Annotated in this window: 17 protein-coding genes, 1 tRNA gene and 1 pseudogene; 4 read left to right on the top strand and 15 right to left on the bottom strand. The window is 53.4% G+C overall.

What is annotated here, in order from left to right; translation table 11 throughout:
• The 8 genes from rsfS to rplU form a co-directional block, all read right to left on the bottom strand.
• Positions 1–372: a ribosome silencing factor gene (gene rsfS, locus L21SP2_RS06770; RefSeq protein ID WP_169730439.1), complete on the bottom strand. Its 372-nt coding sequence runs from the start codon at positions 370–372 to the stop codon at positions 1–3.
• Positions 373–418: 46 nt separating this feature from the next.
• On the bottom strand, positions 419–1,639 hold the full coding sequence (locus tag L21SP2_RS06765) for an LCP family protein (RefSeq protein WP_169730438.1): 1,221 nt from the start codon (positions 1,637–1,639) through the stop codon (positions 419–421).
• Between the two features lie 46 nt (positions 1,640–1,685).
• A complete protein-coding gene (gene yqeK / locus L21SP2_RS06760; protein ID WP_081719496.1) occupies positions 1,686–2,324 on the bottom strand; it encodes a bis(5'-nucleosyl)-tetraphosphatase (symmetrical) YqeK in 639 nt (212 codons plus the stop codon).
• Positions 2,287–2,916 (bottom strand): nicotinate (nicotinamide) nucleotide adenylyltransferase, encoded by a 630-nt coding sequence (gene nadD, locus L21SP2_RS06755; RefSeq protein WP_041401290.1) that lies wholly within the window; start codon positions 2,914–2,916, stop codon positions 2,287–2,289. Before nadD ends, yqeK begins: the two co-directional genes overlap by 38 nt.
• Before the next feature lie 6 nt (positions 2,917–2,922).
• Positions 2,923–4,026 (bottom strand): GTPase ObgE, encoded by a 1,104-nt coding sequence (gene obgE, locus L21SP2_RS06750; protein WP_024267760.1) that lies wholly within the window; start codon positions 4,024–4,026, stop codon positions 2,923–2,925.
• Between the two features lie 389 nt (positions 4,027–4,415).
• Positions 4,416–4,670 (bottom strand): 50S ribosomal protein L27, encoded by a 255-nt coding sequence (rpmA, locus tag L21SP2_RS06745; RefSeq protein WP_024267759.1) that lies wholly within the window; start codon positions 4,668–4,670, stop codon positions 4,416–4,418.
• 18 nt (positions 4,671–4,688) lie between these two features.
• A complete protein-coding gene (locus L21SP2_RS06740) occupies positions 4,689–5,027 on the bottom strand; it encodes a ribosomal-processing cysteine protease Prp (RefSeq protein ID WP_024267758.1) in 339 nt (112 codons plus the stop codon).
• A 32-nt stretch (positions 5,028–5,059) separates the two neighbouring features.
• On the bottom strand, positions 5,060–5,371 hold the full coding sequence (rplU, locus tag L21SP2_RS06735; protein WP_024267757.1) for a 50S ribosomal protein L21: 312 nt from the start codon (positions 5,369–5,371) through the stop codon (positions 5,060–5,062).
• A 497-nt stretch (positions 5,372–5,868) separates the two neighbouring features.
• Between rplU and L21SP2_RS06730 the strand changes: the two genes are divergently transcribed.
• Complete coding sequence (locus L21SP2_RS06730) at positions 5,869–6,258, top strand: hypothetical protein (RefSeq protein ID WP_024267755.1); 390 nt, start codon at positions 5,869–5,871, stop codon at positions 6,256–6,258.
• Between the two features lie 130 nt (positions 6,259–6,388).
• On the top strand, positions 6,389–6,790 hold the full coding sequence (locus tag L21SP2_RS06725; RefSeq protein ID WP_144082950.1) for a hypothetical protein: 402 nt from the start codon (positions 6,389–6,391) through the stop codon (positions 6,788–6,790).
• Between the two features lie 131 nt (positions 6,791–6,921).
• Here the strand turns inward: L21SP2_RS06725 and L21SP2_RS06720 are convergent, their stop codons facing one another.
• The 4 genes from L21SP2_RS06720 to L21SP2_RS17025 all read right to left on the bottom strand — a co-directional run bounded on the left by L21SP2_RS06720 (position 6,922) and on the right by L21SP2_RS17025 (position 16,367).
• Complete coding sequence (locus L21SP2_RS06720; protein ID WP_024267752.1) at positions 6,922–8,388, bottom strand: glutamate synthase subunit beta; 1,467 nt, start codon at positions 8,386–8,388, stop codon at positions 6,922–6,924.
• Positions 8,381–12,946: a glutamate synthase large subunit gene (gene gltB / locus L21SP2_RS06715; protein ID WP_024267751.1), complete on the bottom strand. Its 4,566-nt coding sequence runs from the start codon at positions 12,944–12,946 to the stop codon at positions 8,381–8,383. The genes L21SP2_RS06720 and gltB overlap by 8 nt, the downstream gene beginning before the upstream one ends.
• Positions 12,947–13,474: 528 nt before the next feature.
• Positions 13,475–15,220, bottom strand: coding sequence for an arginine--tRNA ligase (gene argS, locus L21SP2_RS06710; protein ID WP_024267750.1), 1,746 nt, complete (start codon positions 15,218–15,220; stop codon positions 13,475–13,477).
• Between the two features lie 70 nt (positions 15,221–15,290).
• Complete coding sequence (locus L21SP2_RS17025) at positions 15,291–16,367, bottom strand: purine nucleoside phosphorylase YfiH/LACC1 family protein (protein ID WP_024267749.1); 1,077 nt, start codon at positions 16,365–16,367, stop codon at positions 15,291–15,293.
• Positions 16,368–16,615: 248 nt separating this feature from the next.
• On the opposite strand from L21SP2_RS17025, the gene cimA reads away from it, so the two are divergent.
• The gene (gene cimA / locus L21SP2_RS06700; RefSeq protein WP_024267747.1) at positions 16,616–18,193 is read left to right on the top strand and encodes a citramalate synthase; all 1,578 of its coding nucleotides are present in this window, start codon (positions 16,616–16,618) and stop codon (positions 18,191–18,193) included.
• Positions 18,190–19,833 (top strand): tRNA-queuosine alpha-mannosyltransferase domain-containing protein, encoded by a 1,644-nt coding sequence (locus tag L21SP2_RS06695; protein ID WP_024267746.1) that lies wholly within the window; start codon positions 18,190–18,192, stop codon positions 19,831–19,833. The genes cimA and L21SP2_RS06695 overlap by 4 nt, the downstream gene beginning before the upstream one ends.
• A gap of 25 nt (positions 19,834–19,858) precedes the next feature.
• On the opposite strand, the pseudogene carB reads toward L21SP2_RS06695, so the two are convergent.
• The 3 genes and pseudogenes from carB to L21SP2_RS06680 all read right to left on the bottom strand — a co-directional run bounded on the left by carB (position 19,859) and on the right by L21SP2_RS06680 (position 24,710).
• Positions 19,859–23,142: pseudogene (carB, locus tag L21SP2_RS06690) on the bottom strand (carbamoyl-phosphate synthase large subunit).
• Positions 23,143–23,316: 174 nt separating this feature from the next.
• Positions 23,317–24,534, bottom strand: a complete 1,218-nt coding sequence (gene carA, locus L21SP2_RS06685; protein WP_024267745.1) for a glutamine-hydrolyzing carbamoyl-phosphate synthase small subunit — start codon at positions 24,532–24,534, stop codon at positions 23,317–23,319.
• Positions 24,535–24,638: 104 nt separating this feature from the next.
• Positions 24,639–24,710 (bottom strand) — tRNA-Gln (locus tag L21SP2_RS06680).
• Positions 24,711–24,761 lie beyond the last annotated feature (51 nt).

Raw genomic sequence — 24,761 nt, 5'->3', positions numbered from 1 at the left:
CTACGCTCCCGTTTCCAGCCGCTCCGCTTCAAACCAAAGTTTTTCAAGATCATAAAATGCCCTGGCTTCTTTGGTCATCAGGTGGATAATGAAGTAGTCGCAGTCAAGAAGAGTCCAGTTATCTTCTTCCGACTGTTTTTTTCCACCCCTGCAGTCGATCTGCTGCTGGTAGAAATACTCATGCAGACGTTTCACCGCCCCTCTGAGCTGGCCGTAGGAATTAACAGTGGCGATAATGTAATAATCCGTAATGCTGGATTTCCCCTGAAAGTCCAGGGTAACCACATCTTCCAGTTTTATTTCATCCATGAACCGGGCGGTGTTTTTAACCGCTTCCCGGTGTATTTCCTGTTCGTTCATTTGTTCACTCATATTTTCACTCATCGTATTTTCACCTTTTTTTCTGCGTACACCGGGACTACTCATCCGAGGATGAATTTACATACCATCCGTCAAAATCTTTTCCCAGGACGATTGTCACATCCACGTCTTCATTCTCCGGAAGGGGGCTTCCTTCACGGACATTTGAGCTGCGGATCACATCCCCCACCCGCTCGGCCCCCTGGAGATTACCGCTGCGGTCAATAATAACAGTTTCCTCATAATCATTTCTATCTGCGTTTCCGATCCGCAGAACCTCAAAGCCGAAGTTTTCATACAGATCCTGAGTCCGTGCCGCCAGACCGTTGATATCGGTACCATTGAGAATTTCCAGCTGTACGTTTAAGGCGGCTGTGTAAGCCGCTTCCGGTGCCCCCAGACTTCGGCTCACCTGTTTTACCGATTCCCGAACCAGCTGCCCCTCGAAATGGGGGAACAGGATGGTCTGAGCATATTCTCCGGTCTGTACCTGACGCTCATTTCCCAAAACACGCTGAGTGATCATTGAATCAAAGTTCAGTTCCTTCAGAATCTCCAGAAAGCTCCGGGCTGAACTCTTGTCAAAATTGGCGTTCATATGCCGATAATAGCGGTTGAACAGCTCATCGCTTCGGTACAGCAGAGGATATTCAGCAGTAGTTCTGAGAAGCTCCCGCACGAATGTCCACCTCCGGCTGATCCATTCCAGCTCCCGTTCATCATCTCCTTCATAGCGGATGTATGAACGCATTTTTTCACCGTCCAGTCTGACATTACCTCCGGGTATGCGGACTCTTTTTTCATCGATGAAATCCTCAATGGGCGCAGGCATGAAAACTGATACTCCGTCTATGGTATCAACCAGCACCTCAACATCGGCAAAATCCAGATCAAGGTAAAAATCAATTTCCAGATCGAAGATCCCTTCCAGGGTATTGCGCACCTCTTTGGCACCCATCTCTGCATACAGGTTATCGATACGGTCCACCCTGCCCAGAGCCGGGATGATTGCTCCGATTTTCCTGGGGATGTCGTAGACTCCCAGATTACCTGTATTGCCGTCCATGAGCAGCAGCTGAGCCGAGCTGAGTTCTTCCCCGTCGGACAGAAGTATCAGTATGGGGATCTGGGGGTTCTCCTCCATCCGTGCACTGAAATCATCCCGTTCCACACTGAGAAGCACCACGGCGGTGATAATACCGATGACGGCGATGATTCCAAGGAGGACAAATATTGCTGGATCAATTTTTGACTGATTTTTCGGCACCTTCTTCTCCACATTCCTCATATTCTCCTCTCATGACAGAGGAGGTCTCAGAACACTCTTAACCGCCGGCCTGCAGGGCGGCACGCTCACCTCCGGACAGCTCAAGGCCAGCCATCTTCCTGGCATATACATGAAGCTGATGCGTGCGGGGGCTCTTTTTTTTCCCCCTGGCTTTGGCATGTTCATTCACCGCCAGCACCATCTCCCAGGGGCTGAGGTTCATAACCCGCTCCCGGAATTCAGGGGTGGTATACTTTCGTCCCGGTTCAAGGTAATCGCTTACAAACAGAAGTATGCCGGTAAGATCCATTCCCCAGCGTCCCAGAGTGTGATCCTCAAGGGATCTGAGCATGGAGCGGTTTCGTACGCCGAAATCCCGGCGAAGGAGGATGGCTGCGCATCTTCCGTGAAGAAGCAGCGGCTTTTCCCGCTCCATTGCATTGGGGATATATCCGTGCTCATTCACCAATTGAAGAAACTTCTCATCCGGCCATTCCCGCACCATGTCATGTGCCAGACCCAGAATTTCAGCCCGCGCGGGGTTAACAGAAAACCTGGGAGCCAGAGCCCTGCAGGTGGCTGTCACTCTGAGAATATGTTCATAGCGTTCAACACTATTCTGCTCCCGAATAAAGCGGAGCAGACGTTTGCGCACTCTTCTATATCGAATAGAGAGAATTATCTCTGATATATTCATAGACCTCTTTATTCAGCACTGTGTCTGTATTATCACCCCGGGCAATCATCTCCCGAATTGAGCTGGATGCAGCCGGGAACACCGGAGCATTCACAATCCGGATACGTTCCTTCACATGCTCCAAATCCTCCGGCAGAGATATTCTTCCCCTGCCGGTTTCCCGGGGAAGAACCGCAAGTCGTGCAAGCTCAAGAATATTTTTCCACTGTTTCCAGAGGGTGAATGTCTTCAGGTTGTCTTCCCCAATAATAAGATAGAGTTCCGAGTTTGTGTAGTCATGATTTTCCCCGGACAACTCCCGGGAAATATATTCCAGGGTCTGATAGCTGTAGCTGCTCCCGCCCCGTTTGAGTTCAACATCCAGGATTTTTATCTGGAGCTCGGGAACCCTGCGCTTAATTGCCGAAGCGCTGCGCTCAAGCATTTCCATACGCCGGAAGCCCCGGGCGCCGTGTCCGGATTTAAAAGGAGACCGGTGAGCAGGCACCAGATAGAGGCGCTGAAGATTCAGTTGTTCGGCGGCCTCCACTGCGATATGCTCATGGCCCAGGTGGGGCGGATCAAAACTCCCGCCGAGCACAGCTGCCCTCATCTCCGGTTATTCCTTTCCGCCTGAAGACTCACTCCGGGATTCGGAAGCACCTTCAGCATTGCTGTGATCATCATCAGGATCATAGGAATAATAATCCGGTACTTCCACGGCCTCTTCGACGCTCTTTTTTTCCACCGTAAGACTGAACAATTTCTTAATCAGTTCATCAATTCCGTCCCGTGTAGCGGAGGAAACCGGCAGCACCTCTTCGGATACCTTGGAGCGGAACTCATCCAGCCGTTCCCGCGCCTCTGGAATATCCATTTTCGTAGCCAGAATATAATGCGGGCGCTTCAGCAGTTCAGGCTCATATGCGTGAAGCTCCTGTTTGAGATTTTCAAAGACCTCCACAGGATCCTGATAGTCACTGAGATCCACCAGAAACAACAGCGCAGCGGTACGGCTGATATGTTTCAGAAAACGGTATCCCAACCCCGCACCTTCACTGGCCCCCTGAATAATTCCGGGAATATCTGCAAGAATAATATCCCTGTTAAACGCCCGAAGCACACCCAGATTGGGAATCTTGGTGGTAAAAGGATACGCCCCGACCTTGGGATGGGCGGAGGTGAGAACCCCCAGCAGGCTGCTCTTTCCCGCATTGGGGTAGCCCACAAACCCGATATCGGCAATAAGCGACAGCTCCAGCCTGATCTTCCTGGTCTCTCCGGGCATGCCCGGCTGAGCGAAGCGCGGTGTCTGATTCCGGCTGGTGGCAAAATGGGTATTCCCCTGGCCGCCGATTCCGCCGATGAGGAAGCGGTGCTCGGAGTTGTTCTCCACCAGATCCAGCAGGATATCGCCGGTCTCGGCATCCTTCACCTGGGTGCCCGGAGGTACAAGAACCACCAGATCTTCGCCATCCTTCCCGTGCTTCTTCCGGCCCTCCCCGGGTAGCCCGTTCTGCGCCCGGTAGGTCTTGTTGGGGCGCAAATGGGTGAGCGTCTTCAAATTATCCTTAACGCGGAAAATCACATCCCCGCCCCGGCCGCCGTCGCCGCCGTCGGGACCGCCCTTGGGAACATATTTTTCCCGGCGGAACGACACACATCCGGGCCCGCCGTTACCGCTGGCAACCCCGATTTTCATTTCATCTACAAACGAATTCATTTTTATTTAAACCCCTAGCGAAAACCTGAAAGGTTTTTGCTACAAACTACAGAGCCGCGGGCTCCAATACCAGCGAAATCCGAAGGATTTTGCTACAAACTACAGAGCCGCGGGCTCCAATACCAGCGAAATCCAAAGGATTTTGCTATAACCTACAGAGCCGCAGGCTCCAATACCAGCGAAATCCAAAGGATTTTGCTATAACCTACAGAGTCGCAGGCCCTGATACCGGTGAAACCGAGATTTTCTGTCCTGGCTCATTTCTGAATTATATAACCGCAAAAAAAAGCCCGCAGCTGCACAATGGCGCTCGGGCTTTGCAGTTCGACATCATGGGGACGATGTCCCGATGGATCGATTTCCGGATGTATTCGGCGGTACAGGAAAACCTACTGGGCTTCGCTGATATTCACCACTTTCTTTCCCCGGCGCTGGCGGAACTCCACTGTTCCCTGTGCCATTGCGAAGAGAGTATCATCCTTGCCCCGACCTACATTTTCACCGGGATGAATTCTGGTTCCTCTCTGACGAACAAGAATTTCACCGGCTTTTACCAGCTGGCCTCCGAAGCGCTTGACTCCAAGGCGTTTACTTTCCGAATCGCGACCGTTCTTTGTACTACCGCCACCCTTTTTATGTGCCATAGTCTTCTCCCTTATTCTCTAATACTTGGGGCTCTGGGAAAGCTGCACCTGGGCGGGAAAATCCCGCTGTACATCTTCAAGCCCGCGGATAAGCATGTCGGTGAGACCCCGAAGCCATTGCTCGGCTTTCTCATCCACATGCTTGACCCGCAAATCAATTTCACCGGGCTGAAACTTCTTCAGCTCGATCATTACCTGTTCACTGGTCTCCAGAAGAACCCCTGCAGTGCGCAGCAATGTACTCACTGCAGCGCAGGAAATGCTCACCCTGGCATCACGGTTATCTACGTCTCCGTGTCCGCTGGAGTGAAGGACCCTGAGCATTCCGTTATCTGCTTCAACAATGCAGCGGATCATCGGCTCTCACCCTTCAGGATTGTTTCGGTGCCTCAGGCCTTCAGCCCGGTTACCTTAAGAAGCGAGTACTGCTGACGATGACCGTTTTTTGTCATGGAGTCTTTTCTTCGGCGATATTTGAATACCACAACTTTTTTATCTTTTCCATGCTCAACCACTTCTGCGGCCACTTTTGCGCCCTTCACATAGGGAGCACCAACTTTTACATCGTCATCAGAACCAACAAGAAGTACGGAATCGAATTCTACCTTTTTGCCGGCTTCTTCTGCGAGTCTATCAACTTTCAGCAGGGCGCCTTCTTCTGCTTTGTACTGTTTGCCCTTGATTTCTACCATTGCGTACATAAGTATGGTTCCTTACATTAAATATTTTTCGTTACGTAATTTCAAATCTTTCATTTTGAAACTACCGGGATTTTTGGAAATGATAATTACATATACAGGAAATAATTATTATTTCGAATCCGTCGCCGGATTTTAAAAACGATAGCTTTTAAAAATCCACCGGAGACAATATTTAGCAAATACTGTCATATAAGTCAAGAGATATACCGGGCATATTATCCGCAATAAATCCGGTGACCACACATACTATAAAAAAACTGCATTGATGCATAGCGGTTTTCTGTATTTTTCCCCCGATCATTCCGTTTCATGCGGATGGATAAAAACTGTCTTCCTGTTTCTTCGTGCATCACCTAGTTTTTGCTTTCTGACTGTGAAAAACCTATAAGAATGGGTAAAATCCTTGTATCGAATGTACTGCTTCACTAAAATTAACCAAGAAACAGTGGAAACTGCAGCATGTATGCAGTTTCAGCTTAATTAAATAGGAGGAACAGATGAAAAAATCTGTTAAACTGCTGGCACTTGCGTTGCTGGTTGTACTGGTACTCAGTTCCTGTACCACGTTCAAACTCTCCGGAGTTCAAGTTGTTTCGAATATGCAGAACTACAATGTAGTTGGCGAATTCGATAAAACCGTGAAAGTGTGGGAATTCCTGGGTTCAGCCGGTGGCGCAAACCTTGGTAACGTAACCGCCGATGCCATGGATGAAAAAATCTATGATGCCATTCAAAGAGAAATCAGCAAATATTCCGGGGATGCAGCAGTAAATATCACTGTTGAATACTCAGCAACTGTTGTTGATCTGCTGATCAATGGTTTCACAGGCTCTATTGTTGCCCCCGCAACCGCCCGCATTACCGGATCAGTTGTAAAATATAACTGATGTTACAGTGCATGAAAAAAATGGAAGGAGGTTTCCTCCTTCCATTTTTTCTGCCCCTGCACCTACTTCAGAAGAAAATGCCGGAGGACTCACTCTCATGATATACAAAAAACCCACACTCTCAGGCTGTTTGAAAACGCTATTTTTCGTGCCGGTATTCCTGTTAACGCTTCTCAGCTCATGCAGTGACAATCAGGAACTTCTTCAAGAACTGGAGAACGATACCCAGACCCTGATTGCAGCCATTGCTTCCGATGACAGACAAACTGCTCTGGAAATATCCTCGGTATTCGGACAAATGAACGAAGCTGCCTGGGAATCGTTAGTGCAGTCTGCACAACAGGACTCTGTTTTAGAGTATGATATTACAAATACGAAAACGCGAAATCAATTCCTGCTTCAGCTTGGACCATCCCGGTTTCTTGTCAGTCCTTCAAACAGAGAACAGTCTGAAAAAGGCCGATGGATTTTTACCACTCCCAGATCCAATACCGTCCGCATCGACGTTGTTCCCGCCCAAAAAGACCATTAAAACAACATCAAGCATTCTGGATATTTGATAATTACATATAATAATGAAAGTACTTAGTTTTCATATCAGCTCCATATTGTGAAAACAGCTGCACATCACAATATGGAGCAAATCACAAGCTTCTTACATTCTCACCCCCGCAGATTACTGCTGCCGTTAAGCTTCAGATCCACGGCCCGGGCTGCGCCCCTGCCTTCGTTAATTGCCCATACGATCAGGCTCTGTCCCCGGCGGGCGTCCCCGGCGGCGAAGACATTGTCAACAGAGGTGGCGTACTCGCCGTATTCGGCCCGGTAGTTGCTCCGTTGGTCAGTATCCAGCTCAAGGCTTTCTGCAAGATACTGCTCGGGTCCGAGAAACCCCAGAGCCAGAAATACCAGGTCCGCCTCCCAGGTCTCCTCGGTTCCGGGCACCTCTGCGAAGGTGGGCCGTTCGCCGGGCTTTTTGCTCCACTCCACCCGGACGGTCTTCAGAGCCTTGAGATTACCTTCACCGTCTCCGATGAACTCCTTGGTGAGAATATTGTACTCCCGGGGGTCACGGCCGTACTTCGCCTCGGCTTCCTGGTGACCGTAGTCGCTTTTTTCAAGCCGTGGGTATGTGGGCCAAGGCATTGAAGCGTCCCGCTCCTTGGGCGGCCGGCTGAGAAGCTCGAAGTTTATCACGCTCTCTGCACCGTGACGGACACTGGTACCGATGCAGTCGTTCCCCGTGTCGCCCCCACCGATTACGATCACCTTCTTGCCTTTGGCATCGATGTATTTGCCGTCGGAGAGCTTGGAGTTGAGGTAGCTTCGGGTATTGGCTGTGAGAAACTCCATGGCGAAGTGCACGCCCTTGAGTTCCCGGCCCGGCACCGGAAGATCCCGGGGATTTGTCGCCCCCACGGTAAGGAGTACCGCGTCGTTGGAATCTCTGAGCTCTTTTATACTCATATCTTTGCCCACATCCACGCCGGTGCGGAACTCGACTCCTTCCTCGGCCATGAGGTTGCAGCGTTTTTCCACTAGGGTTTTATCAAGCTTCATGTTGGGAATGCCGTACATCAGAAGCCCCCCCACCCGGTCTTCACGCTCATACACGGTAACCGAGTATCCTGCCTGATTCAGCTCATCCGCCGCAGCAAGACCTGCGGGACCGCTGCCCACAATGGCGACGGTTTTACCGTTCCGGTAGCGGGGAGGACGGGGCTGCACCAGCCCGGATTCCCAGGCACGGTCGATGATGGCCGCCTCATTATCTTTGATGGTTACCGCAGGCTCATTAATGCCCAGAACACAGGCGGTTTCACAGGGCGCGGGACAGACTCGGCCGGTGAACTCCGGAAAGTTGTTTGTTAGCCGAAGCCGCCAGTAGGCCTCGTTCCAGCGGCCCTGGTACACCAGATCGTTCCACTCGGGAATGAGATTGTGCACCGGACAGCCGTAGTCGGTCTGACAGAAGGGGACGCCGCAGTCCATACAGCGTGCACCCTGCTCCTGCCTGGCCTTGTCATCATGCTCAACTGCAAATTCGAGAAAATCCTGGGAGCGGACGCTGGGGTCCCTCCACTTCACTTTATTACGCTCTATTTCAAGGAATCCTGTGGGCTTACCCATGAACCGCCTCCCTGTCTGCTTCTTTTTCCAGTTCCAGCACCTTGGCATATGCAGGACTGATCACTTTTACAAACTTCTTCGACTCTTTCTCCCAGTTGTCCAGAATATCCTGGGCCCTGGTTGATCCCGTCCACTCAAGGTGCTCTTCTATAAGGGTTTTCACCTCTTCGATCTCCCATGCTTCCTGGGTGATCAGGTCGTAGCTGTCGATCATGCCGGGATTGATATTTTCCCGGAATGTTCCATTCTGATCCCAGACATAGGCAATGCCGCCGCTCATGCCTGCGCCGAAGTTTCTTCCGGCTTCACCCAGAATTACCGCACGTCCGCCGGTCATGTACTCGCAGCCGTGGTCGCCCACGCCTTCGATCACCACCTTGGCTCCGGAGTTCCTCACACAGAAGCGCTCTGCGGCCATCCCCCGGATAAATGCCTTCCCGGTGATTGCTCCATAAAAGGCAACGTTTCCGATGATGATATTTTCCTCAGCCTGGAACCGGGAATGTTTCGGAGGATATATACAGATGGTTCCTCCGCTCAGTCCCTTCCCGACATAGTCGTTGGCATCCCCTTCCAGCTCCAGAGTGACTCCGGACGCCAGCCAGCCTCCGAAGGACTGCCCGGCGTGTCCCCTGAGTTTAATATCCAGGGTGTTTTCCGGCAGGCCGTCAAAGCCGTAGCGCTTGGCAATTTCATGGCTGAGCATGGTTCCGACAGCCCTGTCGGTGTTTTTAATACCCAGTTCCAGTTCAACTTTTTTCTTCATGCTGATGGCCTTTCGGGACAGCTCGATGAGGCGGCGGTCCAGAATATCTGCGATTCCATGGTCCTGGGGAATGCAGCAGATGGTACCGGTTCGGGCAAGTTCATTTTTCGGGGGATTGAGCAGGGAGCTGAGATCGATCCCCTCGCTCTTCCAGTTACGTACGCTGTCATCGGCTTCAACCAGATCCACCCGGCCGATCAGCTCATTGATGCTTCGCACACCCAGCTGAGCCATCAGTTCCCGTGCCTCCTGGGCGATAAACTTCAGGAAATTCACCACATGCTCAGGCTTCCCGGTGAATTTTTTTCTCAGCCGTTCATCCTGTGTGGCCACACCCACGGGACAGGTATTTTTCTGACACTTCCGCATCATGATGCAGCCCATGGTGATCAGGGCGGATGTTGCAAAGCCGAACTCTTCGGCACCCAGAATTGCGGCGATTACCACATCCCGGCCGGTTTTCAGCTGACCGTCTGTCTGAATTACTACCCGGCTTCTCAGGTCGTTCATGACCAGGGTCTGGTGGGTTTCCGCCAGCCCCAGTTCCCAGGGCAGACCGGCATGCTTAATGCCGGTGAGCGGACTTGCTCCGGTTCCGCCGTCATGTCCTGATATGAGAATGTGATCCGCATGACCCTTTGCCACCCCGGCGGCGATGGTTCCCACTCCAACCTTGGAGACCAGTTTCACACTGATTCTTGCCTTGGGGTTTGAGTTTTTCAGATCGAAGATCAGCTGAGCCAGGTCTTCGATGGAATAGATATCATGATGGGGGGGCGGGGAAATGAGCCCAACCCCTTTGGTGGTATGCCGGGTTTTGGCAATCACCTCAAAAACCTTGTGTCCCGGAAGCTCTCCGCCTTCGCCGGGCTTGGCTCCCTGTGCCATTTTGATCTGGATCTCATCGGCGTTGGTGAGATATTCGTTGGTAACCCCGAAACGGCCGGAAGCCACCTGCTTAATTGCAGAACGCTTGCTGTCGCCGTTGGCAAGGGGCTTGAAGCGCTCTGGCATCTCCCCCCCCTCGCCGGTGTTGGATTTTCCCCCTACCCGGTTCATGGCGATGGCCAGGGTTTCATGGGCTTCCTGACTGATGGAGCCGAAACTCATGGCTCCGCTGGCGAAGCGGGTCATAATGCTTTCTATGGGTTCAACTTCCTCAATGGGTATGGACTCAACTCCTTCTTTAAAGCGCAGAAGCCCCCGAAGGGTATACTGCCGCTGACTGCGCTGATCCTGATGCCGGGAGAAGGCCTTATAGTAGTTTACATCGTTGCTGCGGACCGCAATCTGGAGGTTGGCAATGGATTCGGCATCCCACATGTGGCCTTCCCCGCCGTGGCGGACCGAGTAGTCCCCGGGGTTGAGATATTCCTCGCCCACGGTGGGATTCCCGTCGGGATACGCAATGTTGTGTCGGCGCTGACATTCCTCTGCGATATGCTGGAAATCGGCCCCTTCAATCCTGCTTGCGGTACCGGTGAAGCAGCGTTCAACAACTTCTGACGCAAGCCCCACGGCTTCAAAAATCTGGGCACCCTTGTAGGATTCAAGGGTGGAGATTCCCATTTTTGCGAATACCTTCTGCATACCGTACTCAATGGCTCTCAGGTAATCGTCGGCGAGCTGTTCCCTGCTCAGTTCCGGATCAAGCTGACCGTCATCCTGCATTTTCCACATTGCTTCAAATGCAAGATAGGGATTTACCGCATCCGCACCGTACCCGGTGAGGGTACAGAAATGGTGTACCTCCCTGGGCTCTGCGGATTCCAGCACCAGTCCGATCTGGGTGCGCTTGTGCATGCTCACCAGATACTGATGGATGGAGCCCACCGCCAGAAGTGCGGGCAAGGGGATGTTGTTCCGTCCGGCATTCCGGTCCGAAAGAATGACCAGGCTGGCACCATCGGCGATTGCCTGCTCCGCTTCCCTGCTGATCCTTTCAAGGGCGTCCATCAACCCGTCTTTTCCGCTTCGTACCGGATAGGTGATGTCCAGGGTTTTGCTTCTCCAGCCCCGGTGGTCCATATGCTTCAAAGCGGCCAGCTGATCGTTGGTGAGCACCGGTTCTTCAAGCATGAGCCGGTGAGCATGATCTGCGCCCGGCTCCAGAAGGTTTCCTTCCGGGCCGATATAGGTTTTCAGACTCATAATCACCGATTCACGCACCGAGTCGATGGGCGGATTGGTAACCTGAGCGAACAGCTGCTTGAAATAGTCGTAGAGCATCCGTGGATTATCCGAGAGAACTGCCAGAGGAGCGTCATTCCCCATGCTTCCCAGGGGCTCCTTGGCCAGTTCAGCCATGGGTTTCAGTACTTCCCGCAGATGTTCCCAGGTGAACCCGTTCAGTTTAAGACGCTGAAGCAGGCTCCGTTCATCCAGACCGGGAACATCCTCCGGAGCGGGAATCTCATCCAGGGTAATCCGTTTCTCTTCCAGCCATGTTCCGTAGGGCTGTTCACCGCTGTAACTGCTTTTCAGCTCGTTGTCATCGATAATCCGCCCTTCATTAAAGTTAACCAGAAACATTTTTCCCGGCTGGAGACGGCCCTTGGCCACGATGTGATCCTCGGGAATATCAAGAACCCCCACCTCCGAGGCCATAATCACCCGATCATCGTCGGTCACATAGTATCTGCTGGGGCGCAATCCGTTTCGATCAAGGGTTGCACCAATGTAGGTACCGTCGGTGAACACCACCGAAGCGGGACCGTCCCAGGGCTCCATCATGTTGGAAAAATACTCGTACATGGCCCGCTTTTCGGGATCCATCTGGGGGTCTCTCTGCCAGGCTTCGGGAATCATCATCATCACCGCTTCGGGAAGCTTCCTGCCCGCCATAATCAGAAGCTCAAGCACATTATCAAAATTTCCCGAGTCAGAGAGGTCGGGTTCGTTCACCGGGAATGTAGATGCAAGTTTCGGGCCGAAGAATTCACTCTTGAGCGTACCTTCCCGGCTGCGCATTTTATTCACATTTCCCCGGAGGGTGTTGATTTCTCCGTTATGACTCATATAGCGCAGAGGCTGGGCCCGGTCCCAGCTGGGAAAGGTGTTGGTGGAAAACCGGGAATGCACCATGGCCAGGTGGGAGGTGAAATCCTTGTTATCCAGATCGGGGAAGTAGGGAAACAGCTGCTCGGGCATAAGCATGCCCTTGTACACCATCACCCTGGATGAGAGAGAGCATACGTAGAAAAAATCGTCGGGATCCAGTTCGCTGGTTCCCCTGATGCTGTTGGTTACCCGCTTGCGCAGAATGTACAGACGCTTCTCAAGCTCATCCTGGGGATTGGAGGAGGGTTCGCTTCCTTCCTTCAGCTTCAGGAATGCGGTCTTCATTACCGGTTCGCTTTCCCGGGCACTGGGGCCGATCATAGTGTTGTTGGTGGGAACTTCACGCCAGCCTAAAAGCTCAAGATCCTCTTCTTCGGCCTGGGTTTGGAAAATTTCCAGACATTTGCTCCGGCGGGTATCATCCTGAGGAAAAAATACAATCCCCGCGCCGTAGGTTCCTGGAGCGGGCAGATCAAGCTGCAGATCCTTTTTTGCGGCCTTCCTGAGAAATTCGTGGGGAAGGGATGTGAGAATTCCCGCCCCGTCCCCGGTGTTTTTTTCCGCGCCCACCGCACCCCGGTGGGTCATCCGGATAAGGATCTCTTCTGCGTCTTTTACAATTGAATGACTTGCATCACCTTTAATGTGGGCGATAAACCCCACACCGCAGGCATCATGTTCAAATGCGGGGTCATACAGTCCCTGCTTCTTGGGTCGTTGTTTAAATGCCATAAGCTGCTCCTTTATACTACGGAAATGAACGACATAAATGTCGGAAAAATCACTCTCAAACTGCCGAAAATCCGTGACTAATATAGTTGCAAGTTCCATGCCATAACGGCGTTTACCGCATATTAGTAAAGCTCAGGGGGAGTAGTAAAGGGGGGCGGGGCAAAATATTTCATAATTATGCGAAATATCATCAATTTTATTCAAAAACTTCCAATCTATCAGACCATTTTCAACTAAAGTGTCATACATTTTTGTAGGCTAAGGTACATATATGTATGTTAAACCATATTGCACGGACACCAATTTACATTTTCTCTATTTACAATGTTTTTATTGCTACATATTCACTCAATTTCTGTGCCAGGCTGATGAATATGAGCATAAACATGCAAAAAAGGCCGCCATATTCAGGCGGCCTGTATAAAGATAAATGGACCGGCCGGGAAAACATACTCAAGCTGCAGCTCCCTGGTTCCTGTCGCGGCAGAAGCGCGGCCCCGGATAATCCCGTCCCCGGCGGAAAACTTCCTACATGCTTTCCAGGAAGGGCATATTGATCAGGTGAAACCCGTGCATCAGCACCCGTTTGACTGCCCAGGCCAGATACAGGCGAAGATCTCTGAGACTTGCATCGGGACAGTTCAGCACCGGATGCTCGTGGTAGAATCGGGAGAAGGCCTTCCCCAGTTCGTAAAGGTGGGATGCAATGTGGGCGGGGTTGTAGTCGGTTCCCGCAGCTTCCACGGCCTGGGGATAGGACGCCAGAAGTTTTACCAGCTCCCACTCCTCGTCTTCTTTCAGCAGCTTCCAATCCAGGGATTCGGGAGAGGGAAGATCCTTTCCGTATTTCCGGAACATGCTGGAAATCCGTGCTCCCATGTACTGGAGGTATGGTCCTGTGTTTCCGTTGAATGACAGGGATTCTGCGGGGTTGAACACCATATCCTTTGACGGGGTTCCCTGGAGCAGATAATAATGGATGGCGCCCAGGGCCACCTGCTCGGCAACCGCCTGGGGATCATCAATTTTCTGATCCCTGCCCTTCTCGGTCATTTCCTGGAGGGCAAGATCTCTCAGCTCGTCAAGGAGCTTATCTGCATCCACTACGGTGCCTTCCCGGCTCTTCATCTTTCCGTCGGGGAGGTTCACCATGCCGTAGGACAGATGGTAGAGTTTATCCGCCCAGTCAAATCCCAGCTTTTTGAGGATATGAAACAGCACCCTGAAGTGATAGTTCTGTTCATACGCAACCACGTAGATGAGACGCTCAAAGGGCCAGTCTTCATGCCTGCTCACCGCGGTTCCGATATCCTGGGTCATGTAGAGGCTGGTACCGTCTTTTCTCAACAGCACTTTTTTGTCCAGTTTGATATCTTCCAGATCTATCCAGACCGTACCCTCTTCATCCCGGAAAAACACTCCGTCTTCCAGCCCCTTCAGGACATGTTCACGGCCCAGCTTGTAGGTGTTGCTCTCATAGTAGATGTCATCAAAATGAATGCCGGTACGCTCATAGGTTTCTTTCAGCCCCTCAAGAGCCCAGGAGTTCATGGTTTTCCACAGATCCACCGTCTCCCCGTCCCCGGCTTCCCAGGCATTGAGCATGGCCTGGGCGCGCTTTTCCGCATCGGGATCTCTGGAAGCCATCTCATTGTACTTCACATAATAGTCTCCAACAAAATGGTCGGATTTCACTCCTTGCTTCCCGGGGCTGTCCCCGTCGCCAAGCTCCTTGTAGGCAAGCATGGACTTGCAGATATGCACCCCTCGGTCATTTACCAGATTCACTTTCCGGACCTGGGCGCCGTTGGCTTTGAGCACCCGTGCGACAGACTCTCCCAGAGCATTATTTCTCAGGTGCCCCAGATGGAGGGGCTTGTTGGTGTTGGGGGATGAAAACTCGATCATCACTTTTTCACCGTGATAATTAGCGTTGGACCCGTAGGTATCCCCTTCCTGAAGGATTCTGGTAATTGTCTGCCCGGCCGCATGACTGCGATCCAGACGTGCATTTACATAGGGACCGGCCTGTTCGGCATCAACTCCCATCTCCTGAAGCCGCGAAACCATTGAAGCTGCAATCTGCGGCGGGCCCATACGCAGAAGCCTGGCAAAAGGAAACATGGGGAACGCCACATCCCCCAGCTCGGGCTTGGGAGGAGTCTCAATCATAATATCATCAATAGAAATGGAAAGCTCCAGATTCTTCTCCCCTGCAAAATCCTTGAGCGCAAGAAGAAGTTTCTGAGCAAGTTCAATTTTCAATTCTTTCATCGTTATACCCTTTCATAAGCTGATCAGCCTGCCCGGCGTACCGTTCCCCCAGGCAGAGCTGCCTGAACACTCAGACCTTCCGGATCCGGCCGTGCTGCAATTCGCGGAGCTCGCTGCCGCTGCAGACGGGGATACGGGATCTGTCCGGAGGAAATAGAGCAAGCATCAGGCCATAGGACTCCGGTCCCATCCGCCTGTAAGAAAATAAACCAGAATGCTTTACTGTGCAACTGTCCCGAACCAGGATCCGGAATTCCTGACGGAACAGCTCCATGCGGGAAATCTCTTCCAGAATTCCCAGGTTGGCTGCCGGCAAATCCAGGTGTCTGCCCCGCACCGCGTTCGCGCCATGACGCCGGGAAAACAAATCCGCCCGTGACTGATCCACCTCATAGCTGTCCGCCGAAATGCAGGGGCCCAGAACAACTTCCGGAGCCTCCTGCCCCGCTTCGGACAGATATTCCAGGGCAGCACGCAAAATCCCCGTTCCCGCCCAGCCCGAATGAAGGAGCCCCCTCCAGGCTCCTGTATGCAGAAAAATCGGCATGCAGTCAGCCACCGTCACCCCCGGTGTGATCAGATCCAGGTTGGTAAGAATTCCGTCGGCTTCAATGCCGTGAAGCATAGGAAATCCATCAGCTGCTTCATCCAGAAATGCATCCCACCCCGGTTCCGCCAGGACCTTCTCACCGCCCCTGGAAAAAGAGGCCTCCCGCCACTGTGAAGAAATGACCGAAATTCTCACGCTGTCACGCTGTCGGCCGCCGTTTCGCTGAAGGCCCCGTATGATAAGGACATCCATGCTGTGTACCTGCTTCACGGATACGAGGAGCGAACCCTGGCCCGCTTCCAGTGTCACAGGCTTCTGTGCCGCGGGCTTCTGCTCATCCTGTGCCGCGGGCTTCTGCTCATCCTGTTCCGGGGGCCGGGCTTTCCGTGGGCCCTTCCCGGCCCCCTCCCTCAATGTGGAAATGAGCCTGCAGCGCTGCGCCAGTCCCCGGACGCCCGAGGTTCCGGCACTTCCCAGCGAGGCTGACGAGAGAAACATGGGGGGAGCTGCACTTCCCCGGGGGCTGAGGTCATACCAGCCTCCCTCGGGCCGGGGAAGGGATTCATACATGGTGTTCGGCACTTTCATGGGGCTCATAATGATACATCCCCTTGACAAAATCAATAAAAGGGAAGAGTGTATAAGAATACATGAGAATGAATATTATTGCATCCATATCCATTATTAACCTCATTATTGCGATTATCGGCAACGGGGAAAAATAGCAGGATCAGGGTGCATCGAAGGCCGCTTTCCTGCTGGAAGGCGGCTTTTTTTATGTCCGTAGATTCACTTCGGTGGATGGCGGTTCCGGAAGGACAGGCAGCAGGATTACAGGAGGATTTATGAACCGGAAAGTGGAAATATTCGACACCACCCTTCGAGACGGCATGCAGGGGCTGGAGATAAACTACAGTCTCGAAGATAAACTGGAAATTGCCAGCAAGCTTGATGACCTTGGGATTGATTATATTGAAGGGGGATTTCCCCTGAGCAATGACAAGGAAGCTGAATTTTTCCGAAAAATCCGGTCCATGAATCTCCGGCATGCCCGGGTGGCAAGCTTCGGCTCCACCCGGAAGGCCGGCGGGTCGGCTGAAAGCGACGGACACATCAGAGCACTGCTGGACGCAGAAACCAGCACCGTGGTGGTGGTGGGAAAGACCTGGACCGAACACGTGACACGGGTCATCGGAACCAACCTGGAAGAAAATTTGCGGATGATCGACGATTCAATTTCTTTCCTGAAAAAACAGGGCCGGGTTGTGATTTTCGACCTTGAGCATTTTTTCGACGGATGGAAGGGCAACGCTGAGTACGCAAGAAAGGTGCTCTCCGCAGGAATGAATGCGGGGGCTGATGTGATGGTTTTATGCGATACCAACGGAGGCACCCTTCCCCACGAAGTATCTGAGATTTATAGCACTCTGAAATCCGAAGGCTATCAACGCCTGGGAGGACATTTCCATAATGACTGCGGTACCGCAGTGGCCAACAGTCTTGCGGCAGTGAACGCCGGGGCCATGCATATTCAGGGAACGGTAAACGGTTGGGGCGAACGCTGCGGAAACGCCAATCTCTGCGAAATCATGCCCAATCTCACTCTTAAAATGGACTATGAGGCCAACTGCAAGCCGAACATGCCCCATCTTACCGGGCTGAGCCGTTTTGTCGCAGAAAAAGCCAATATCATTCCTGATAAACGCCAGGCATTTGTGGGTGTTGCAGCATTCTCCCACAAGGCGGGACAGCACGCGGATGTAATTCTCAAGGCTCCCCACCTGATGGAACATCTGGATGGAAAGCTGGTGGGCAATTCCCGGCAGGTTCTCCTCAGCGAACTGGCAGGAAAGTCCACAATCATAGAAAAGATGCGGAAGTACGGCGATTTCGGGAAAAACGATGAAGTGGTACAGGTTCTTATTGACGAACTGAAAAGCCGGGAGAATTTCGGATATGAATATGAGGCGGCGGAAGGCAGTTTCGACCTTCTTATGCGGAAAGCCCTGGGGATCTACACACCCCTGGTCAGCCTGAAGAACTATCATCTTGAAAGCTACAAAACTGCAACCGCTCAAAGCAATACGGTAGGAAGAATGTTTCTTGATGATTCGGGTACCGAAGTCATGGGGGCCGCGGTGGGTGTGGGCCCTGTTGAAACCCTGGATGGGGCATTGAGAAACGCCCTCTACCCCCACTATCCCGATCTGAAAAAAATCAAACTCATCGATTACCGTGTGCGGGTTCTGAACCCCGAAAGCGCTTCTGCGGCCAAGGTGCGGGTATTCATTACCAGCTCCGACGGCGAGCATGACTGGGGAACGGTGGGAGTCAACGAAAATATTGTGGAAGCCAGCTGGGAGGCCCTCCTGGACAGTTTTGAATACTATCTGAACAACCTCAACCGGGAACCCGGCGAATGAGCATGGGTCGGGACGAAGAATTCTCGACCTCCGGCCCCGGCACCGTCCCGGACTCAGGCCCGGACTCACCCCAGGACTCAGGCCCGGACTACAACAGATACGGCAGCGGCAACGAAACCGGGGAAGGCACACACAGCATTCTTCTGCTCTCAGGGTATCACAGCGACAGCCAGGCCTCCTGGGCACGCTCCCTCATGGAGGGTCTGCCGGAGTTCAGATGGTACGCACTGACTCTTCCACCCCGCTACTTCAGTTTTCGGCTCAAAGGATCGGCTCTCAGCTGGAGAAATAAGCTCAGGGAGATTTTTCCCAGGAACAGTATGCACCTTGAGGACGGTGTATCCCCCGGGGATGGAGGCCCCCCGGATATGATCATTGCAACCAGTTCGGTGGATGTGAGCGCTATACGGGCCGTTCTGCCCCGGCTGAGGAACATTCCGGTTTTGCAGTATGTCCATGAAAACCAGTTCGCCTATCCTTTGCAAAACAAAAGGCCCATGCGAAACAAAGGGCCTTTGCGAAGCAGCGGGCCCTGGCAAAGCACCGAGCTTTCACCCGCCAGCCGCCCTTCGGATACCAGCCGGCAATCGGATACCAGCCGGCAATCTGGCAAAGGCCGGCAGAGACACCAGGCAGAGAGCAGGGCATTGGAGCGGGACGCCCAGGCAAGCCAGCTTTACTCCCTTTTGAGCGCTGACCGGATTGCATTTAATTCGGCCTGGAACCGGGACAGCTGCCTGGCAGGGATCAGCAGCTTTTTGGATGCCCTTCCCGAGAAAACTGATCCGGAAATCTGCCGGGATATTGCCGAAAAATCAGCAGTAATTCCTGTGGCAGTGGAGGTTTCTCTTTTCAGCTCCCCACAGCTCTCCATCTCCCGACAGAAAACCCGATCCGCCCGGGCAGGCAGGGAAGAGCGGCAGGTTCACGAGCATCCCCATATCCATATTGTGTGGCCCCACCGCTGGGAGTACGATAAAAATCCCGGGCTGCTGCTGGAGATTTGCCGTGGGCTTGAGCGCCGCCTGGCGACTCTGGGGCCCCGGCAGAAACATGCGAAACAGCAGGAACAGGGGCCCCACGGCTTACAGTCGGACCGGGAAGATGAGAAGAACGGGGGCTGGAGCATCAGCCTGCTGGGGAGAAAGTTCCGCAGCGTGCCCGGGGAACTGGAACAGCTTCGTTTGGAATTTGCCCACAGAATCCGGGTGGGCGAGCCCCTGCCACGGGAAGAGTATGTGGAGAAGCTGACCGAGTGGGGGGCGGAAAACCGCAGGTCCGCCGTACCCGCCGGTGAATATGGCGGGGAAGGCCAGACATCCTGCAGGCATCTGGTGCTCTCAACCGCCCGGCACGAGTTTCAGGGATTGAGCATGCTGGAAGCCGCATATGCGGGACTGACGCCGGTTGTTCCCGACGCCCTGTCGTACCCCGAATATTTTCCCCGGGACTGCAGATATCCTGTGGAAAAAGAGGACAGCACGGCCATCCCCAAAGAGCATCAGCCTGACCATGTAATAGAGGAAATTGTCCGGCGCCTTCTGTCACCCCGGCCGAGCCCTCGGGAAGGGATCCGGGACTTGAGTCCCGGAACACTCATGCCCGGCTATGAGAGTGAAATTCGAAGGCTTCTCAGCTAACGCAGACAGCCTCCTTCAACCCCCTTCAGCCTTCCAGAGACTGAACCCGGTATTCCCCTGATGCAAGATAACGGATTCCCTCAACCGCCGCCCGGGCGGCGGATATGGTGGTGGTGTAGGGAACTTTATGCCGGAGGGTGTGAATTCTCAAATAGCCGTCATCCATCTGGGTGTATCGACCCCGGGGGGTATTGATCACCAGATCGACCCTGCCGGCCTCAAGATGATCCACAATGTTGGGATTCCCCTCATGTACTTTCAGCACAACTTCAGCCATGATCCCCTGTTCGAAGAGGAACTGTGCGGTTCCCCGGGTTGCCATGATGCCGAAGCCCATATCAACCAGATCTTTCACCATGGGGAGCACCGCTTCTTTATCGAAGGCATTCACCGATACAAACACCCTGCCTGATGTGGGCAGGCGGGTGCCGGTTGCCGAACTGGCCTTTGCAAAAGCCTCTCCGAAACTCCGGCCCAGTCCGATGGCTTCGCCGGTGGATTTCATTTCCGGACCCAGCATGGGATCGGTATCCAGGAAGCGGTCAAAACTGAACATGGCCTCTTTCACCGCCCATCCGGTAACGCAGCTTCCGATTCCCACATTTTTCAGACCGCTGATATCTTCCCGGATAAGTCCCTGAGCTGCCAGATCATTTCCTTCCCAGACCTTCACCGCGGCATCCACAAGATCAACACCGCTGGCTTTGGAGATAAACGGCACGGTACGGCTGGCCCGGGGATTCACCTCCAGAACGTAGAGTACATCGTCCTTCACGGCAAACTGGATGTTCAGAAAACCGTTCACCCCAACCTCCAGGGCGATCCTGGCGGTGGCGTCGCTGATCTGGGCCTGTATTTCATCGGTGGTTTTGTAGGCGGGAAACACGCAGGCCGAGTCACCGGAGTGCACCCCGGCGGCTTCGATATGCTGCATGATCCCGGCGATGTAGACGTTCTTCCCGTCGCACAGGGCGTCCACATCATATTCCACCGCATCATCCAGGAATTGATCCACAAGAATGGGCTTATGATCGCTCACCTCCACATCTCGCTTAATGAATTCCTGAAGCTCCTCGCGGTTGAAGGCAATCATCATGCTCCGTCCGCCGAGGACGTAACTGGGACGCAGAAGCACCGGATACCCGATTTCCTTGGCGAACTTCTCCACCTGGGCAAGGCTGCCGGCGCTGCGGTTTTCCGGCTGGCGGAGTCCCAGACGGTTGAGCATGTCCGCAAACTGGCGGCGGTCCTCGGCACCTTCAATGCTTTCAACAGGAGTACCGATAATATTGGCCCCCCACTCCTTCAGCTCCTTGGCCATGTTCAGGGGAGTCTGTCCGCCAAGCTGAACGATCACATCCCGGATTCCTTCGGTCTTCATCACCTCTCTCACATCGTCAAATGTGAGGGGCTCAAGATAGAGACGGTCGGACACATTAAAATCGGTGGAAACCGTTTCGGGATTGGAGTTCACGATGACGGTGTTCACTCCCTGCCTGCGATAAGCCATGGATGAGAGAGTACAGCAGGTATCAAACTCCAGCCCCTGCCCTATGCGGTTTGGACCGGAGCCGAGGATAATCACTCCCCGGCCGTCCATGGGTTTGGATTCGTTCACTTCCCCCCAGGTTGAATAGAAATACGGAGTGGAAGCCTGAAACTCACCGGAACAGGTGTCCACAAAATGATAGCCCGCATGAATCCCCATATCATCTCTGACGCTGCGGATACGGTTCACAAGTTCATCCTGTGTGGGAGAGTGTTTGGATTTGGAGGCTGATGCGGCAGATGCTGCGGAGGCAGCCATCAGGGCGGCGATCCGCCGGTCCGAAAGCCCTGCCCGCTTCGCCTCCAGCAGGAGGAACGGATCGGGCTGTTGCCTGTTCAGCTTTTCGACCCTGAGTTCCAGACGGGCAAGTTCCACCATGTTGTAAAGAAACCAGGGATCGTAGCTGCTTCTGCGCTGTACGTCGTTCATCACATTCAACTCCGCTTCACCGGGAAAATCGGGAAGCTCCCCCCGGGCAGCAGCCTGTTCAACTCCCCTGCGGATCAGGGTGTAGGCGGCAAAAATCCGCTTCGGATGGAGGCTGTCAATCATGTGAGAAAGCTCATCGTCACCGGCATTCAGCAGATGATCCAGCCCTTCGACTCCCAGCTCGCAGGAGCGCAGCGCCTTGTTCAGCGCTTCATTGTATGTTCTGCCAAGGGCGAGGGATTCTCCCACACTCTTCATCTGGGTGCCCAGCTGGGCATAGCCCCGGGGAAATTTTTCCAGCTCGAAGCGGGGAACCTTCACGGCGACGTAATCCAGTGAGGGTTCGAAACAGCTTACGGTTTTCCCGGTAATATCGTTGATGATTTCATCAAGGGTATAGCCCACCGCCAGCTTGGCGGAGCTTCGGGCAATGGGAAAGCCCGTAGCCTTGGAGGCAAGGGCGGAGGAGCGGCTCACCCGGGGGTTCATTTCGATGACGATCATCCTGCCGTCGTCGGGGTTGTAGGCGAACTGCACATTGGATCCGCCGCAGTCCACTCCCACGGCCCGGAGAATCTCTATGGAGGCGGTACGCATCTTCTGATACTCAACGTCGGAGAGGGTCTGAATGGGAGCAACGGTGATGGAATCTCCGGTGTGAACTCCCATGGGATCCACGTTTTCAATGGAACAGATGATCACAGCGTTGTCTGCTGCGTCCCGCATCACCTCCATCTCAAACTCCTTCCATCCCAGAAGGCTTTCTTCTATGAGGGCGGTATGCACCGGACTTTCATCGATAGCCCGGCGGATCATGGGCTCAACGTCCTCCCAGCGGGTGGCGATGTTGCCCCCCTACCCCCCAGGGTGTAGCTGGGCCGGATAATCAGGGGCAACCCCTGTTCCTTGGCAAACCCCATGGCGGAGTCAAGGTCGGAGGCAAGAATGGATTTTGCACTTTCAAGACCGATTTGATCCATGAGCTTTTTAAATTCACCCCGGTCCTCGGCAAGCTTGATGCTCTCCACTCCCGCACCCAGAAGCTCAACATCATATTTCTCAAAGATTCCCGCTTCGTCCAGATCCAGAGCCAGATTCAGTGCGGTCTGTCCCCCCATGGTGGGTAGAATGGCATCGGGCTGTTCTTTTTTCAGGATTTCCTCAACATACGGAACTTCCAGAGGATCCATGTAGATACGGTCGGCAGTCCCGGGGGTGGTCATGATGGTGGCGGGATTGGGATTCAACAGCACCACCTCAAAGCCTTCTTCCTTCAGCGCTTTCACCGCCTGATTTCCGGAGTAATCAAACTCGCAGGCCTGACCGATCATAATCGGCCCGGAGCCGAAAATCAAAATCTTATGTATATCCTTGCGTACCGGCACCTTATTCCCCCTGTGTTTTCCGGAATCTTCCCGGATGTTATTCCATCTTGCCTATTCCTGTTTCCTGTTCTGTCTTTTCTGCGTCTTTTTTTACATGGGCATGTTCGGCAGTTCAGCTGCTCAGGCAGGTTCAGCCCAGGCTTCCCTGGGTACTGCATCCAGAAACGCCTGGAAGATCCAATGGGAATCATAGGGACCTGGAGCGGACTCGGGATGAAACTGAGCGGTAAGCACCGAAAGTTCGTCGTTCCGGATTCCCTCGATGCTCAGATCATTGGCGTTCCTGAACCATACCTGGGTTCCGGAGGGCAGAGTCTTTTCATCCACCGCAAAGCCGTGGTTCTGACTGGTGACAAACACCTTTTTGGTACGCTCATCCCGCACCGGGTGATTGATGCCGTGGTGGCCGAATTTCATCTTGTAGGTCCGTGCGCCCAGGGCTTCGGCGATGAGCTGATGACCCAGGCAGATACCGAAGACCGGCATGTTTCCGATGAGACCCTTCACGGTTGCGATCTGATCCTGAAGAACCTGGGGATCCCCTGGCCCGTTGGATACCAGAACTCCGTGATGTTTTCCGTTCAGAATGTCCCGGGCGCTGCTGTCCGAGGGGTACACGGTTATTTCACAGCCAAGTTTTTCCAGCTCCCTGATGATATTGGCCTTGGTCCCGCAGTCATACAGGGCCAGGCGCATTCCCGCATAGCTGCCTTCAAGAGGTCTGCTTCGGCTGAATTTCAGGCTGGTGCCTACATCCCGGACCAGGTTTCTTCCCAGCATGCCGGGGAAGGACTCGAGATAGCTGGATATCATATTGATTTCATCGGGACTGAGACCCAGAGCGGGGTTTTCCGGACGAACCAGCACTGCGTTTACCGCCCCGCCGTCCCTGATCTCCAGGGTGAGTCTGCGGGTATCAACATCGGTAATGCCCGGTATTTCGTGTCTATTCAGATATTCGTCCAGGGTAATCCGGCCCTTGGGAACCGGGCCGCGATACAGACTCCGCAGAACAAAACCTGCGGCCTTCACCGGACGGGGATCGCAGGAGGATGAATCCTGACAGTCTTCGCCCAGAGGACCGCTTTCATTCCAGTCGTCCAGATGGCCGTAGTTTCCCATATGGGGATATGTCATGGTGATAATCTGACCGGTGTAGGAAGGATCGGTGAGGACTTCGTGGTAGCCCACCATGGCGGTGTTGAACACCACCTCACCGGCGTTGCTGAAACTCGGGGTTCCCGGTTCCAGATCCCGGGGCAATGGAGCCGGATAGCCGAATCCCTTACCGTTATATATGGAACCGTTTTCAAGAACCAGGCAGGTTCTGACACTCATGAAAGGCCTCCTATCAGCAAAAACGCAGACCGATGCTGAGGCCGATCAATCAAGAGAACCCCTGCGGCTCTCTTTAAAAAAAAGCCGGCCTCAAGCCGGCATTACTTCCCGGGGAGGACTCGAACCCCCAACGACAGAACCAGAATCTGTAGTGTTACCAATTACACCACCGGGAAATGATCGAATTGGAAAGTACCAGAGTGGCAAAAACTTGTCAAGTAAGGATT

Origin of the sequence: Salinispira pacifica, from assembly GCF_000507245.1 — a bacterium.
Taxonomy (GTDB): Bacteria; Spirochaetota; Spirochaetia; order DSM-27196; family Salinispiraceae; genus Salinispira; species Salinispira pacifica.
This window is presented reverse-complemented; position numbering and strand designations above follow the sequence as displayed.